Origin of the sequence: Pseudoalteromonas sp. P1-26 (assembly GCF_001401795.1) — a bacterium.
GTDB lineage: Bacteria > Pseudomonadota > Gammaproteobacteria > Enterobacterales > Alteromonadaceae > Pseudoalteromonas.
The window spans coordinates 73,620-89,378 of record NZ_LKDX01000005.1; the positions used below are offsets into that span (position 1 = coordinate 73,620).

The 15,759-nt window shown below is 41.3% G+C and carries 15 protein-coding genes and 1 tRNA gene; 13 read left to right on the forward strand and 3 right to left on the reverse strand.

Annotated features, from left to right (window positions below):
- Positions 1 to 8: 8 nt before the first annotated feature.
- The 7 genes from miaA to AN394_RS04565 all read left to right on the forward strand — a co-directional run bounded on the left by miaA (position 9) and on the right by AN394_RS04565 (position 6,983).
- Complete coding sequence (gene miaA, locus AN394_RS04535; protein ID WP_082401722.1) at positions 9 to 926, forward strand: tRNA (adenosine(37)-N6)-dimethylallyltransferase MiaA; 918 nt, start codon at positions 9 to 11, stop codon at positions 924 to 926.
- An 80-nt stretch (positions 927 to 1,006) separates the two neighbouring features.
- A complete protein-coding gene (gene hfq, locus AN394_RS04540) occupies positions 1,007 to 1,270 on the forward strand; it encodes an RNA chaperone Hfq (RefSeq protein WP_054552435.1) in 264 nt (87 codons plus the stop codon).
- Between the two features lie 17 nt (positions 1,271 to 1,287).
- Positions 1,288 to 2,577, forward strand: coding sequence for a ribosome rescue GTPase HflX (gene hflX, locus AN394_RS04545; protein ID WP_054563491.1), 1,290 nt, complete (start codon positions 1,288 to 1,290; stop codon positions 2,575 to 2,577).
- A 91-nt stretch (positions 2,578 to 2,668) separates the two neighbouring features.
- A complete protein-coding gene (hflK, locus tag AN394_RS04550; RefSeq protein ID WP_054563492.1) occupies positions 2,669 to 3,835 on the forward strand; it encodes an FtsH protease activity modulator HflK in 1,167 nt (388 codons plus the stop codon).
- Between the two features lie 5 nt (positions 3,836 to 3,840).
- Positions 3,841 to 4,719, forward strand: a complete 879-nt coding sequence (hflC, locus tag AN394_RS04555) for a protease modulator HflC (RefSeq protein WP_054563493.1) — start codon at positions 3,841 to 3,843, stop codon at positions 4,717 to 4,719.
- A 225-nt stretch (positions 4,720 to 4,944) separates the two neighbouring features.
- Positions 4,945 to 6,258, forward strand: a complete 1,314-nt coding sequence (locus AN394_RS04560) for an adenylosuccinate synthase (protein WP_054552439.1) — start codon at positions 4,945 to 4,947, stop codon at positions 6,256 to 6,258.
- 116 nt (positions 6,259 to 6,374) lie between these two features.
- Positions 6,375 to 6,983, forward strand: coding sequence for a tetratricopeptide repeat protein (locus AN394_RS04565; protein ID WP_054563494.1), 609 nt, complete (start codon positions 6,375 to 6,377; stop codon positions 6,981 to 6,983).
- 47 nt (positions 6,984 to 7,030) lie between these two features.
- Here AN394_RS04565 and AN394_RS04570 read toward each other — a convergent pair whose 3' ends face one another.
- Positions 7,031 to 8,890 carry a sodium:proton antiporter gene (locus tag AN394_RS04570; protein WP_054563495.1) on the reverse strand — a complete coding sequence of 620 codons (1,860 nt, stop codon included), beginning with the start codon at positions 8,888 to 8,890 and terminating at the stop codon, positions 7,031 to 7,033.
- 909 nt (positions 8,891 to 9,799) lie between these two features.
- On the opposite strand from AN394_RS04570, the gene proB reads away from it, so the two are divergent.
- A complete protein-coding gene (gene proB, locus AN394_RS04575) occupies positions 9,800 to 10,906 on the forward strand; it encodes a glutamate 5-kinase (protein ID WP_054563496.1) in 1,107 nt (368 codons plus the stop codon).
- Positions 10,903 to 12,150 (forward strand): glutamate-5-semialdehyde dehydrogenase, encoded by a 1,248-nt coding sequence (locus tag AN394_RS04580; RefSeq protein ID WP_054563497.1) that lies wholly within the window; start codon positions 10,903 to 10,905, stop codon positions 12,148 to 12,150. Before proB ends, AN394_RS04580 begins: the two co-directional genes overlap by 4 nt.
- Before the next feature lie 158 nt (positions 12,151 to 12,308).
- Here the strand turns inward: AN394_RS04580 and AN394_RS04585 are convergent.
- Positions 12,309 to 12,384, reverse strand: a tRNA-Ala gene (locus AN394_RS04585).
- Positions 12,385 to 12,549: 165 nt separating this feature from the next.
- Between AN394_RS04585 and AN394_RS04590 the strand changes: the two genes are divergently transcribed.
- Both AN394_RS04590 and AN394_RS04595 read left to right on the forward strand, forming a co-directional pair.
- A complete protein-coding gene (locus AN394_RS04590) occupies positions 12,550 to 12,936 on the forward strand; it encodes a hypothetical protein (RefSeq protein WP_054563498.1) in 387 nt (128 codons plus the stop codon).
- Positions 12,937 to 13,437, forward strand: a complete 501-nt coding sequence (locus AN394_RS04595; protein ID WP_055020892.1) for a prolyl-tRNA synthetase associated domain-containing protein — start codon at positions 12,937 to 12,939, stop codon at positions 13,435 to 13,437.
- Here the strand turns inward: AN394_RS04595 and AN394_RS04600 are convergent.
- Complete coding sequence (locus tag AN394_RS04600) at positions 13,404 to 14,540, reverse strand: MFS transporter (RefSeq protein WP_054563500.1); 1,137 nt, start codon at positions 14,538 to 14,540, stop codon at positions 13,404 to 13,406. The two genes, AN394_RS04595 and AN394_RS04600, sit on opposite strands and share 34 nt — an antisense overlap.
- Positions 14,541 to 14,772: 232 nt before the next feature.
- Here AN394_RS04600 and AN394_RS04605 point away from each other — a divergent pair, with 232 nt between their 5' ends.
- Positions 14,773 to 15,312 carry a DUF2058 domain-containing protein gene (locus AN394_RS04605; RefSeq protein ID WP_054563501.1) on the forward strand — a complete coding sequence of 180 codons (540 nt, stop codon included), beginning with the start codon at positions 14,773 to 14,775 and terminating at the stop codon, positions 15,310 to 15,312.
- Between the two features lie 103 nt (positions 15,313 to 15,415).
- Positions 15,416 to 15,739 carry a c-type cytochrome gene (locus AN394_RS04610; RefSeq protein WP_054552448.1) on the forward strand — a complete coding sequence of 108 codons (324 nt, stop codon included), beginning with the start codon at positions 15,416 to 15,418 and terminating at the stop codon, positions 15,737 to 15,739.
- Positions 15,740 to 15,759 lie beyond the last annotated feature (20 nt).

Here is a 15,759-nt window from a genome sequence, read left to right on the forward strand (position 1 = left end):
ATTTAGGCTTGAATAACTTACCCGTCATTTTTTTAATGGGACCAACCGCTGCAGGGAAAACAGATTTAGCAATTTCGCTGTGTGAGCATTTAAACACAGAAATAATCAGTGTTGATTCAGCATTAGTCTATAAAGATATGGACATCGGCACCGCAAAACCAAATGCCGAAGAGCTTGCTCGTGCGCCGCACCACTTGATCGATATTATCGACCCAGCAGATAGTTATTCAGTGGCAGATTTTCGCCGTGATGCAATTGAAAAGATTGATCTATTTCATCAGCAAGGTAAAGTACCTGTATTGGTTGGCGGTACAATGATGTATTTTAAGTCGCTTATTGATGGCTTATCACCGCTACCAGAGGCATCACCTGAAGTACGTGCTGAACTCGAAAAGGAAGCAAAGCAGTTTGGCTGGCCACATTTGCATAAAGAGCTTGTGAAAATCGATCCTGATGCAGCAAAAAAAATGAGCGAAAATGATTCGCAAAGAATTAATCGTGCATTAGAAGTGTATCGTATTACAGGCAAAACAATGACTGAGCTGCAAAAACAAAAGCAGCCTGAGCTTCCTTATACTTTCCATCAATTTGCCATTGCACCTGATGATCGCAGTGAATTACATCAGCGAATTGAGAAAAGGTTTAAAATAATGCTCGATCAGGGGTTTGAAAATGAAGTTTCATCCCTATATAAACGTAATGATTTACACCCAGACCTGCCTTCGATTCGTTGTGTGGGTTATAGACAAATGTGGGATTACATTGCTGGCGAAATTGACTATGATGAAATGGTCTTTCGTGGTATTGCAGCCACACGGCAGTTAGCCAAGCGACAACTCACTTGGTTAAGAGGTTGGCCTGAAGTAACTTGGTTGACCACGGGTGATGAAGAAAACTTGCAACGTGTAGTAAGTTCGCTAAGCTAGTAGTAGCTGGAAGTTTTTTAGCTTTGTTAAATTAGTTCAGCTACTTAATTATAATAACACCTAGAACGAAGGAAAATAACATGGCAAAAGGCCAGTCGTTACAAGACCCATTTTTAAATGCGTTACGTCGTGAGCGCATTCCAGTATCAATCTTTTTGGTTAATGGCATTAAATTGCAGGGTAAAATCCAGTCATTTGACCAATTTGTTATTTTACTTGAAAACACCGTAAATCAAATGGTGTATAAACACGCTATTTCAACTGTTGTTCCAGCGCGTTCTGTTAACTTCCAAGGCGTTCAAGGAAGTGATGATTCAGAAGAGCAAGAATCTGGAAATTTTTAAACTTAGGAGCGTAATGCTTGTTTGACCGTTATGAAGCCGGCGAACAGGCAGTTTTAGTTCATATCGACTTACCTAAAGAGGGAGATCGCGAAGATCTTCACGAATTAGAGTTGTTGGTATCTTCTGCTGGTGTTAGTAGTTTGGCGATTGTGCAAGGCAGTCGTCAAGCACCACATCCGAAACTTTTCGTCGGGACCGGAAAAGCAGAAGAAATCGCTGAAACTGTCAAAATCCACAATGCAGATGTCATCATTTTCAACCATCAACTTAGTCCGTCACAGGAACGCAATTTAGAAAGCGTTTGCCAGTGCCGCGTTCTTGATCGTACGAGTTTGATCTTAGATATTTTTGCGCAGCGAGCGCGTACTCACGAAGGTAAACTTCAGGTTGAGTTAGCTCAGTTACGCCACATTTCTACTCGCTTGATCCGTGGTTGGACCCACCTTGAAAGACAAAAAGGCGGGATAGGTTTACGTGGCCCAGGTGAAACCCAGCTCGAAACCGATAGACGATTACTGCGCGCAAGAATTAAAAACATTCGTGCCCGTTTAGATAAAGTTGCTGTTCAACGTGAGCAGGGACGACGTGCGCGTACGCGCAATGAAATTCCAACTGTGTCACTGGTAGGTTATACCAATGCGGGTAAATCAACGTTATTTAACCGTATTACAGACTCAGATGTGTATGCTGCTGACCAGCTATTCGCAACCCTAGATCCAACCTTACGTAAGTTGGATATCGGCGATATAGGTCCAATTATTTTAGCTGATACGGTAGGTTTTATTCGTCACTTACCACATGACCTTGTTGCAGCATTTAAAGCAACCTTAACAGAAACTCGTGAAGCTGATTTACAGCTACATGTTATCGATGTGGCAGACCCTCGTCGAAAAGAAAATATTGAGCAAGTACAATCTGTTTTAAAAGAAATAGAAGCAGATGAAGTGCCGCAATTATTGGTTTATAACAAAATTGATGCGCTAGATGACGTTGCGCCACGTATAGATAGAAACGACGAAGGTCAACCGGTACGAGTCTGGTTGTCGGCGCGCACTGGCGTTGGTTGTGAACTGCTAAGTGAGGCAATTAATGAGTTACTTGCCAAAAAGATGTTTGCTGATGAGCTAAAATTACCACCACAACATGGTCGTATTCGAGCAGCATTATTCAACTTAAATGCAGTTCATCAAGAGTGTTTTGATGAGCAAGGAAACTGGTTATTATCGGTACGCTTGCCAATGGCAGAATGGAATCGCTTGAAAAAAGAGATGGGACAAGACCTCGACTCTTTCGTAGTGACTGATTAAAAATCACCAGCATTTGTCTTTTTTAGTATGAGAAATGCTGTAGATTTGATAGATTTAACCTAATTCATTTAGATAACAATGGAGTATAGCTATGGCCTGGAATGAACCGGGTAATAATGGCAATGATAAAGATCCGTGGAATAATAAAGGCGGAAAAGATCAAGGCCCACCTGATTTAGACGAGGTAATGCGTAAGTTCGGCAACAAGTTTGGCGGTTTATTTGGTGGTAATAAGCCAGGTAAAAACGGCGGTGGACTTGGTGGCGCAGGCATTTCTTTCATCCTTATTATTGCCATCATTGTATGGGCATTAAGTGGTATTTACACGGTAAAAGAAGCTGAGCGCGGTATTGTTTTACAATTTGGGCAATACGATCGCATTGCAGAACCTGGCTTACGTTGGAAAATGACCTTCATTGAACGCGTGATCCCTGTTGATATCGAAGCGGTACGCTCGTTATCTGCTAAAGGTTTTATGCTTACCGAAGACGAAAACGTGGTAAATGTAGAGTTTGAAGTACAGTACCGTGTTATCGACCCACATCTTTACAAGTTCAGCGTTACTGATGCTGACCACAGCTTACAACAAGCACTTGATAGTGCATTACGTTATGTAATTGGCCACGTAAAAATGGACCAAGTACTAACAACAGGTCGTGAGTTAGTGCGTCAACAAACGTGGGATGAGCTTAACAAAATCATCGAGCCATACAATCTAGGTATTATTGTAAGCGATGTGAACTTTAAAGATTCACGTCCACCAGGCGAAGTAAAAGACGCGTTTGATGACGCTATTGCTGCACAAGAAGATGAAGAGCGTTTCATCCGTGAAGCAGAAGCCTATGCTCGTGAAATTGAACCTCGTGCCCGTGGTCAAGTTACTCGTATGACGCAAGAAGCAGAAGCGTACCGTGAACGTATTACATTAGAAGCACAAGGTGAGGTAGCACGTTTTGAAAAGCTATTACCTGAGTACCAAGCTGCTAAAGAGGTAACTCGTAAGCGTCTTTACATCGATGCGATGGAAGAAGTGCTAGGTAACAGCTCTAAAGTGTTAGTTGATGTTGAAGGTGGTAATAACATGATGTATTTACCGCTTGATAAAATCATGGAAAAGCAAGGTACAGCAACACGTGTTGCATTACCAAGCTCAAGTGATATCAAAGACCTTCGCAATAAAATAAACACGTCGCGTAACAGCACGGTAAATTCAAGCAATGACCGTTTCGCAACTGACCGTTTTAATGAGGGGAGATAAGCAAGATGAAAAATTTTAGTTTAGTAATACTTGCCATTGCTATTGTGCTGTCTTTCTCTTCAATTTTTGTTGTGCAAGAAGGCGAGAAGGCAATCGTACTGTTATTCAGCAAAGTTGAAAAAGACAGTGACGACAAGGCTGTAGTATACGGCCCAGGTTTACACCTAAAAGTGCCTTTCTTTAGCCAAGTACGTCGTTTAGATGCACGTATTCAAACGCTAGATGGTGCACCTGACCGTTTCGTAACAAGTGAGAAAAAAGACTTAATCGTTGATTCTTACGTTAAGTGGCGCATTAATGACTTTAGTGCATTCTACCTGCGTGCCCGTGGTGATAAGCAATACGCTGAAACACTACTTAAGCAAAAGGTGAACAACGGTCTGCGTACTAATTTCGGTTCTCGTACTATCAGAGAGATCGTTTCTGGTGAGCGTAGTGAGTTGATGGAAGAAGCATTAGTTCAAGCGTCTGAAAGTGCACAAGAGCTAGGTATTGAAGTACTTGATGTACGCGTTAAGCAAATTAACTTACCACAAGAAGTGAGTAGTTCAATCTTCCAACGTATGCGTGCTGAGCGTACTGCGGTTGCAAAAGAGCACCGTTCTGAAGGTCAAGAAAAAGCTGAAACAATTCGTGCAGAAGTCGACCGCCGTGTAACAGTAATGCTTGCAGACGCTGAGCGTAATGCGCGTACTGTTCGTGGTCAAGGTGATGCCGATGCAGCCGCTATCTATGCTAACGCTTATAACAAAGACGCTGAGTTCTTCGGTTTTGTGCGTAGCCTAGAAGCTTACAAAAACACCTTTAAAAATAAGCAAGACGTGATGGTGATTTCACCTGATAGCGACTTCTTTAATTATATGAAAGGTACAAAAGCACAGTAATTAATATTTGTGTGATAAAAAGCCCTGCTTTATGTAGGGCTTTTTTGTTTTTGCGTGTGATTAATTTTTATCCTTAACTATTTTATAAACCCCTGTTCTGCATGTAGTTGTTTAAGTAATTAAGAAGTTAAAAATTCATGCGCAGAAAAAATAAGCTAAACGGGGTGATCTTTCACCTCGTTTTCTGATAAAATCTCGTCCTAATTTTTTCTAAGTGAATTTGCAATGGGTAAAAACGTTGTTGTACTAGGCACCCAATGGGGTGACGAAGGTAAGGGTAAGGTAGTTGACCTCCTTACAGACAAAGCATCTTTAGTAGTTCGTTATCAAGGTGGTCATAACGCAGGCCATACTCTGGTAATCAACGGTGAAAAGACGGTTTTACACCTTATTCCATCGGGTGTATTACGTGACAATGTTAAGTGTGTGATCGGTAACGGTGTTGTTTTATCACCAGAAGCATTAATGAAAGAAATCGGCATGCTAGAAGAGCGTGGCGTACCAGTACGTGAGCGCTTATTAATCAGCGAAGCATGTCCATTAATTTTACCTTTCCACATTGCATTAGATTTAGCCCGTGAAAAAGCACGTGGCGATAAGCCAATTGGTACTACAGGTCGTGGTATCGGTCCAGCTTATGAAGATAAAGTAGCACGTCGTGGTTTACGTGTAGGTGACTTATTCAACCCTGAACAGTTTGCTAGCAAGCTTAAAGAAGTATTGGAATACCATAACTTCACATTAGAGCATTACTACAAAGCTGAACCAGTTGATTTCCAGAAGACATTTGACGATGCAATGGCTATCGCAGATATCTTAAAAGCAATGGTTGTTGATGTTACTGAGCTTCTTGATCAAACGCGTTTAGCGGGCGACAACATCTTATTTGAAGGTGCGCAAGGTACATTACTTGATATCGACCACGGTACTTACCCGTACGTAACATCATCAAACACAACTGCTGGTGGTGTAGCAACAGGTGCTGGTTTTGGTCCATTACACCTTGATTACGTGCTAGGTATTATTAAAGCTTACACTACACGTGTAGGTTCTGGTCCATTCCCTACAGAGCTTTACGACGGTCTTGATAAACAAGATCCAGTTGGTAAGCACTTAGGTGACAAAGGTCATGAGTTCGGTGCAACGACAGGTCGTTTACGCCGTACAGGTTGGTTAGACGCAGTGGCAATGCGCCGCGCAGTGCAAATCAACAGTATCTCAGGTTTCTGTTTAACTAAACTAGACGTTTTAGACGGTTTAGAAACATTAAAAATCTGTACTGGTTACCAGTTAGAAGATGGCACAGTAACGAACGTTACACCATTAGCAGCTGAAGGTTACGAGAAAGTAACACCAGTATACGAAGAGATGCCAGGCTGGTCAGAAAACACAGTAGGTGCTACGTCAGTTGATCAATTACCGCAAGCGGCACTTGATTACATCAAACGTATTGAAGAAATCACTGGCGTTCCAGTTGATATCATCTCTACTGGCCCAGACCGTGTAGAAACTATGGTATTACGCAGCCCGTTTGCATAATCGTCATAGTGACTGAAAAAAGAAGCTGCCTCGGCAGCTTTTTTTGTGCCCGAAATTCACTCTGGAATGATAATTGTATATTATTTGCTAAGACTGACTTTATTTAAGTGATTTTGATGCGTGTTTTATTGCCTTTAACATTACTCTTCTCAAGCCTAAGCATGGCTGAAGAGCCTATAACAGCTGTGCCTCTGTACACAGAGAGCGAGTTAATTGGCTTGATCAATAAAAATGCACACCTAGCACGTGTAAAGGCAGATGATTGCCAGTTAGTGCAAGATATCGAAGCGCGAGCCAATAAAATGGCACTGCCATCGTATCAGTTCTTGTATGGCGATATGCTAGCTTATGCTGTGTGTGTAGACCGTAATGTAGAGTTAGGGGTCTATTACATGCGTCAGGCTGCTCAACAAGGGCTAGGCGCGGCATTAGAGCAACTTGGTCGCTACTACGATGTAGGCCAGTTAGTGCAGCAAGATAAAGCGATGGCGGTAACCTATTTACGAGAAGCATCAGCCCAAGGCAACTTAAAGGCACAAATGCGACTGGTTAACCTATTTAATCAAGGTTATGGCAGCCCACGCGATTATGAAGATGCCTACCGTTGGTTATTTCATTCAATGGTTGCCGATAAAGCAACTCACAAGAAAGTCGAAAATTTACTCGCTAAGCTTGCCGAAAAAATGCCAGACAGCGTCGTTGCACGCGCCCGTTTACCTATGTAGGTAAATATAAATACATATAAAAAAGGCCAGCTAATGCTGGCCTTTTTTTATTTCTCTTCTTTATTTTCTTTTAGTTTGCCGTTATTCGGGTCTTTTAGCACCGATAGTTTAGGCGGTTGAAGTGCCACAATACGTTCACCTACTTGTGGAGGTTTTTCCATATTTGTAGTGAACGGGCGAATTTTAATAGGTGAATCGTCATCATCACTTTTCTCACCATTTAAAATAAACAGCGGGATAGCTTCGCTATTAACGTCTTTGTATTGCTCCCAACTAAACTCTTCAGAAATACGTGTTGCACTGACCTTGCCGCCTTTGGCAATTAAGCTACTTAAGCGCGCATAAGCGCCATTGTCGCCAAACAGAATTTGTCGCGATAAGAAGGTCGCACTGTCTTTATTTGCTTTAGCGTGGTTGGTTGAAGAACGCAGTGAAAATACATCTTTTTCGTCAAGTAAATGCGAGAAATACTGCACGCCTAATGCGTTGTGGTGACGGTTAGGCGAAAGCGCGAGTACGCTACGAATCGTCGTTAATGGTAAATAACGCTCAGCATGCTCTGACTGTGGATTACCATAGTAACAAGGTAAGCCATCCATGCGTGCCATTTTGCAGTTCTCCCATGCAGGATCAGATAAGTGCACGGGAATGTTTTGATCTTTTAAGCCGCAAGCAATGGCACGGGCCACATGGTTTGCACCAATAATCAAAATGGTATTTGGCGCTGGCTGACGTACTTTTAATAACTTTGCTAATGGCGTTGCTGTCAGGCTTTGCAGTACCACAGTCACGATGATCACCGTGAAGATAAGTGGCACAATTTTCTCTGCATCGGCAATGCCAGCTTCCACCATACTTAACGCAAATACTGAACCAACCGCCGCTGCAACAATACCCCTTGGCGCAATCCAAGCCAGAACTAAGCGAGACTTAAGTGGTAAATCGGTTTTAAAAGTCGATATTGCGATACACGCAGGACGGGCTACGAATAACACGATGGCTAAGAAAATAAACACATCGCTATGTAACATCATTAAGTCTGATAACTGTAGGCGGGCAGCAAGTAAGATGAATAACGATGAAATCAAGATCATCGAAAGGTCTTCTTTAAACTCAAGTACAGAGTCAATTTCAAGTTCGTCTTGGTTGGCAAGCCAAATACCAAACACGGTAACAGCGAGTAGGCCAGATTCATGGCTTAGGTGGTTTGAAACCGTAAAACTAATGAGTACTAAGGCAAGAATACCAAACTTGTGTAACTCAAACGGCAGCCATTCTCTACGAATAAGCAGCGTTGTAAGCCAGCCTGCAACCACACCAATGGTTAAACCTACACCGAGAGTTTTAAATAACGCGATAATAGTATGGCTTAGTACTTCGCCTTGGCCTACCAGCATAACAGCTTCAAATACCAATACAGCAAACAAGGCACCAATAGGGTCTATTACGATGCCTTCCCAACGTAAAATACGGTCTATGTCTTGGTTTGGTCTCATAGAGTTTAATAGCGGTGCAATAACCGTAGGGCCAGTAACAACAAGTACCGCACCAAGTACAGCGGCAACACGCCAATTAAGTTCTAAAATCCAATAGGCACTTAGGCTTATTACTAAGCAAGTTGTGATCATGCCTATTGAACAAAGGTTACGAACTACCTTGCCAATCCCTTTGAGTTCTCGAAAGTGCAGAGTGAGTGAACCTTCGAATAAAATCACGGCCACACTTAAAGAAACCACTGGGAATAATAAATCTCCCAACAGTGCATCTGGTTCTAACACGCCACTAAAAGGCCCGAGAATTAAACCTGTTAGTAGTAAAAATAAAATAGCCGGTACACGAAACGCCCAAGCTATCCATTGTGCCAATACTGAGCACAAGGCGATCCCTGCTATAAAAATTGCTGACATAGAATGAATTATCCTTTAGTTACTACAATTTAAAATGCCAACGCCTTAGATAATCGCGTCATTAGTTGCTGACATTATTAAAATAATGCTTGCCTATTAAAGCCTACTCACCGTCATGGATACAAGCAAACTCGTTGCTTCAAATACGATTTTAGTCGTTATTAATACTTTTTGGGTGTGTTTATGAAATTAAACCCTGCTAGGCTCGTTAAAAATTATTACACAATAAAATTGCACGCCTAAGGTACTGTTAATAAATGTATATTTTCTATGTTTATGGTAAGTATAAAAGTTATGACTACTTTTTGCACTTGATCTTTGCCCCTGATTTCCCGTATTATAGTTCGTGTTCAAACAATTTGATATCTAAATAGTTATTGGCTTTAAAGACACTCTTTGTAGCTTAGCTTTTTGAAAAGATACTTGTTTGCGACATTATTAGTGTTTTATACGCTTTGTTTTCTAATTAAATAGAAATGAGCTCTAAGTTGTTCAGTACATATTTATTACGTGTTGAATAGAATATAAGTTCATTATCTGGTCAATGTTTAGCTCCCATCGTGGCAGCTAAATCTCGGTCATACAATCTACACCCTATCTGCTGGTGTACCAGATTGTATAGGCTCTATGTATGTTGTTATTAATAAAAGCCGCACACAGCTTTTTACAGCGATACATAAACAACACTTATCTTTTTTTATCAACTTATGGTTTATAACCGTTTGGTCTACTGACTGAATAAAAGTTGTGCTATATCTAATCGCAGTACTTGCGTGGCGTAGTCGTGTGCATAGATAAGTGGTTTGGCAAAGTGATAATAGTCAGTGCGTTTAGTAAAGCTAAGCGCGAGTCTTTTAATCAGTGGCAAATTGGCACTGAACAGATAGTAAAATGGAAAGTTGAACAGTTATGCAAAAGTTAAATTGGCGACGTATAGTACTAAAAGTAGGTAGCGCATTAATCGCACCCGAACAAGACGGGTGTCGCTCACGTTATTTACTGACCATTGCACAGTTCATCGTTCGCTGTCGAGCGCAAGGTATCGAAGTTATTTTAGTATCATCGGGTTCGGTAGCTGCTGGTTCGCATTTATTCCCTGAACAAGAAAAGCGTTCAGTGACGATGAAAAAAGCAATGGCTGCTGCCGGTCAGACAGAAATGATGGCGATGTGGGATCGCTTCTTCGATTTCCCATCAGCACAGATTTTATTAACTCATGGTGACTTACGTGACCGTGAGCGTTACACAAGTATTCGTGAAACTGTTTTCACCTTACTTGAGCATGGTGTGTTACCTATCATCAATGAGAATGACACGGTAACAACCGACGATTTAAAAGTTGGTGACAATGATAACTTGTCGGCAATGGTTGCTGCAGCTGCGGATGCAGATGCATTGATGATTTTTTCGGATGTTGATGGTCTTTATGACAAAAACCCGAATTTACATGAAGATGCAGTGTTGTTACCTGAAATTGAAAGCATTGATGAGTCAATTTATGCCATGGCCGGTTGTGCAACCAGTGCCGTTGGTACAGGTGGTATGAAAACAAAAATTGAAGCGGCTGAAAAAGCCACTTCACATGGTATTACAACCTTTATTTTAAATGGTTTTAAAGAAGAGACATTTAACCGACTGCTAGCGGGTGACAACCCAGGTACTATCTTCACACCATACGAAAAACCAATGCAAGAAGCAGTGCATTGGATGACTCACACAGCAAATGAGCAAGGTGAGGTTGTCGTTGAAGGTTCATTTGATGAATCATTAGAAGATGAAGACGGTTGTATTCGTAGCGATGAAATCGTTGCAGTACACGGAGAATTTGGCGTAGGCGATACCATTTTAGTCCGTAGTGATGATGGTACGCGTCTAGCAAAAGCCACAGCGAATTACAGTAGCTGTTTATTGAATTTTATTGCTGACAACGAGCAAAGTGAATTTAGCGAAAAAATGCAAGATTCAATCGGCCCAGTTGTTTCAGAAAAAGATATCGCATTATTGGAGAAGTCATGAGTTTAATTACGGATATTTCGAGTCAAGCTGCAAAAGCTGCAACCCAGTTAGCTTTACTTGATACTGCTACTAAGAATCAAGTTTTAACTGAGATGGCAGAGGCGCTACGTGAAAGCAAAGCTTTTATCATCAAAGAGAACGAAAGCGATTTAGCGGCAGCACGTGATAACAACCTTGCTGCATCGATGATTGACCGTTTAACGCTTAACGATGAGCGTATTGAAGCAATGGCAGAAGGCATCGAAGTAATTGTTAGCCTTGATGATCCTGTTGGTCAATTACGTGAAATTTCAGAACGTCCAAATGGTATTAAGATCAGCAAGATGCGCGTACCATTGGGTGTTGTATGTATGATTTATGAAGCACGTCCAAATGTGACGGCTGATGCAGGCGCTCTATGCTTTAAATCGGGTAATGGTGTTATTTTGCGTGGTGGTAAAGAAGCACTACGTAGCTCGCAAGCAATCGCGAGCGTAATGCATAAAGTACTTGAAAAGCATGGTTTACCAGCTGCGTTGATTTCAGTAATCCCAGATCCAGACCGTGGTCTACTCATGGAGTTGATGCAACAGCGTGACACAATTGATTTAATCATTCCGCGTGGTGGTGAAGGTTTAATTAATTTTGTAACAGAAAACAGTACCATTCCAGTGATTCAGCATTTTAAAGGCGTATGTCACCTTTATGTTGATAAAGACGCTGATTTGAATGTAGCAATCAATTTACTATTAAATGGTAAAACTCAGCGTACTGGTGTGTGTAATGCCCTAGAAGGCTTAGTGGTTCACCAAGATATCGCTGATGAGTTTTTAAACCTGTGTGCAGTTGTTCTTCGTCAAGAAGGCGTAAAAGTAAATGCAGATGCGAAAGCTGCCGAGTACTTTGATAACGCAACACTACTTGCTGACGACGAGTTTGGTGAAGAGTACTTAGATTTAGAAATCGCAATCAAGGTTGTGCCTGACTTTGCTGGTGCCATTGATCATATTGCTAAATTTGGTTCAAACCACACTGAAGTGATTTGTACTAAAGACCAAGCTGCAGCGCAGTTATTCCAACGCAGTGTGGATGCATCTGTGGTAATGGTTAATGCGTCATCGCGTTTTTCTGATGGTTCACAGTTAGGTTTAGGTGCTGAGATTGGTATTGCGACAACTAAGCTACATGCTTATGGTCCAATGGGTCTAGAGTCACTTACAACTGAAAAATACTTAGTGAATGGCGAAGGGCAAATTCGTGAATAATCACTAAAAAGTAATTGCTTAAAAAGCCGGGCTTTGCTCGGTTTTTTTGTGTTTAAAATAAAACGAAGACAGCAGAAAGACTAATAAAGTCGCTTTAATTTAGAATTTATTGGCTTTTATTAAGGATTCGGCAGATTGCCTAAAGAGAGGTAGGAAAGTGGTGGAGCTAAGCAGGATCGAACTGCTGACCTCCTGCGTGCAAGGCAGGCGCTCTCCCAGCTGAGCTATAGCCCCACATTCCTAAATACAGGATGCTTAAGTCTTGCGTCTCAAGCGGGGTGAACTTTAAATATTTTTGCATTTGTGGTCAAGTATTTTTTTTAAAATGTTCGATTTTTTACTCTGTTGTTTTATTTTTGGTAGACTAAAGCGCATTCACTGTTCAAGGCTTATCCAATAATGAAAAAAATAGCATGGCTTTTGGTTGTTTTACTTGCCGGTTGCGCAAGCCAACAAGAAGCGCCTCCTTTTGAAATCAATAATAAGCAGTTTTACGAAAAAAATGATGAGCAAGGCAATAAAATCTTTGCCTATGTGGTGTCAGTTAAAGCACAAGGCAGACGCCCGATTAATCTTGATAAGCCAATGACACGCAGGCAGTTTAAAGATTTTGCCGAGCAAGAAGTATTTGAAGAGTCGAGCAATTTAAAACTTATGCTCGAAGACCAAGCGGTTGAATTATTAAATGAAGAGCTTAAAGAACGACAATACTGCGACGATAAACACGTTATTGACGAAGTATTATGGCGTGATTTAAGTGTGCAATTACGAGGACGTTGTTTGTAAATGTATGCAGATAAAAGCAAGTTAGCTGCTACGCTAGCTCAATTAGATATTAATTATGATGTGATTGAGCATCCACCATTACACGGCAGCTTAGATGCCGATAAGTTTATGCTCGATAGACCGGGCACACGTTTAAAAAACCTGTTTTTACGAGATAACGAAGGTAAGCGCCACTTTTTAGTGATCACCTCTCACGACAAACAACTCGACTTAAAAGCCATTGCTCAGCAGCAGGGGTTATCGCGTTTAGGGTTTGCATCTGATGAGCGATTAGCGCGTTATCTTAAAGTGCCACCGGGCTGTGTTTCTATGTTGGCACTGTTAAACGATAAGCAAAATAATGTCACTCTTTGGCTAGACCAAGAAATTTGGTTTAACGAGCTTTTTCATTGTCACCCTTTTGAAAATACCGCCACTTGGCTGATGAAAAAAGATGACTTAGAGCTGTTTTTTGAAAGTACCGGGCATCAACCGCGTATCGTATTTCTACCTGCCAAATAAACTAAGCTTAAACCCACTAAGCAGACTAAAAGTAGCACGGTCATAAAGGCAACTTGGCCGTGTTGCTGATATACCAGCCCTGGCAATAATGAACCTAATGCGCCACCGCTATAATAAAACGATACATAACCGCCATTGGTGACACTTGCAGGTGCGCTGCTGATTTTATTTACCAGTGGAGCGGCACTTGAGTGGATAACAAACATTGCACCGCAAAAGCCAGTAAAAGCAATAACAAAAAGTAATAACTGTTGGCTCATCAATAGCACCATTGTCAGGCTATAAAATACAAAAACCCAGGTTAGTAAACGCCAAGGTGTTGATGACTTTCGTAACAACCAAGGTGTGGCTATAGAAGCTAGTGCACCAAGCAAATAACCGCTGTAAACCAGTCCGATGTCTCGGGTGTTAGTGATAGCAAAACTGTCTTGCAGAATGAAAGGTAAATAATTTAACAGTGCCGCAAAACAAAAGAACATACAAAACACCGCTCCGTAGAGCTTTAATACCAGCGGATCTTTTAATTGCTTTAGATACAACAGCGGAGACTTTGCAGCATGAATACTCGCACCTTTGTTTGATTTAGGAATGGCGAGTGCAAATAGTACTAACCCAAGCGCAATCACATAATAAAAACTTTGCCAGCTCAAAAAGTCAGTAAACAAGGCGGCGAGCATACGTCCGAAATAGCCACCAACAATGGTGCTGCCAATGTAAAGTGTCATATTACGTTGTAATTGGTCAGCCTGAAAAGTCACACCAATATAACTGGTCATGGCAGTGAGCGCTGCGGGTAGGGTGATCCCTTGTATAAAACGAACCAGTAATAGCAACTCAAAGCTTGGTGCTAAAGTAAAAGCGATACAGCTGATTGCTAACACAAACATGGCAATCTTTAGAATTGTTAGTGGGTTTCGCTTAGCTAAAAACAAGCCATACACTAAAGGAGCAATTGCTAGTGGCAACATAGTTGCGGTCATTAAGCTACCAGCAGTGGCTGGCGATACAGAAAAATGACTGGCAAATAATCCAAGTAAGGGTTGTGGGGCGTATAAAACAAAGAAAATAAACACAGAGCAAAGTAACAAATGTCGCAGCTGCATTTTTAGCTCCCAAGAGGAAAAGCCCTAGCTTATCGGGTACAGGTTTTTTTACAAGTTCAAAGGCGACTAAAATGATAAATCTTGCGTTAAATCAATATGTCATGATTTCATCGCGTGTTAATCTCACATCAATATACTCGATTGCTGTGAATCAAGTGGGCTCAGTACTGTTATTTGTTGGCAGAGCTGATTAAAATAACCCTAATACGCATTAATAAATTGGAATTTCGTCATGGGGTCATTACAAGATCAATTACTTAAGGCTGGTCTTACTACGGCACATAAAGCTAAAGTAGCCAAATCTGAAAAGCGCAAACAGCAAAAGAAAAAAAAGAAAGGCGCCACGAGTAATCCTAGCGATCTGCAAAAGCATATTGAGCAGACTAAGCTTGAGCAGCAGAAAAAAGCCGACGAGCTTAATAAAGCGCGTTTAGAAGAGCAAAAGCAACGTGAGCAAGTAGCGCGCGTTAAGCAGATTTTAGAGCATCACAATCAAGATGAAATTCGTGGTGACCGTACATTTAACTTCACTTATCAAAATAAAGTGAAAGAGCTCGAAGTAAACGAAAAAACACAAAAGGCCCTAGCTGGTGGCCGTTTAGCAATTTGTGTTTTAGAAGGCCAATTTTTTGTACTGGAAGACGAACCAGCACGAAAAGTCGCTGAAGTCAGCGAAGACTACATAGTGTTCCATGTTGAGCCTGAAGATAAGCAAAAGGATGAAGATGATCCGTATGCTGATTTTGAAGTACCTGATGATTTAATTTGGTAGTGACTGTTTCTATTGCCGTTACAATTTTCGGGTGCAATATTGTTAAATCATGGTCTACACTAAAGAAAATGTTTAATAACCCGTCAAAAAAGAGAAGATACAAATGAGCAAGATCACGAAAATTTTATGTGGGGCTGGCATTGCAATGGCTGCAAGCCTATCTTTCAACACTATGGCTGCGGATGGTGCAACACTTTACACAGCTAAGCTTTGCCAAACTTGTCACGGTGCAGAAGGTAAAGCGCCTATCATGCCTCAGTACCCTAAATTAAATGGTCAAAATAAAGAGTACTTACTAGCACAAATGAAAGACATTAAATCAGGTGCGCGTAGCAACGGTATGGCTGCTGCGATGAAAGCAATGGTTGCAAACGTATCTGAAGAAGAAATGGCTGCAATTGCTGATTACTTATCACAAGTAAAATAAACACCATTTTAGCGTTAAAA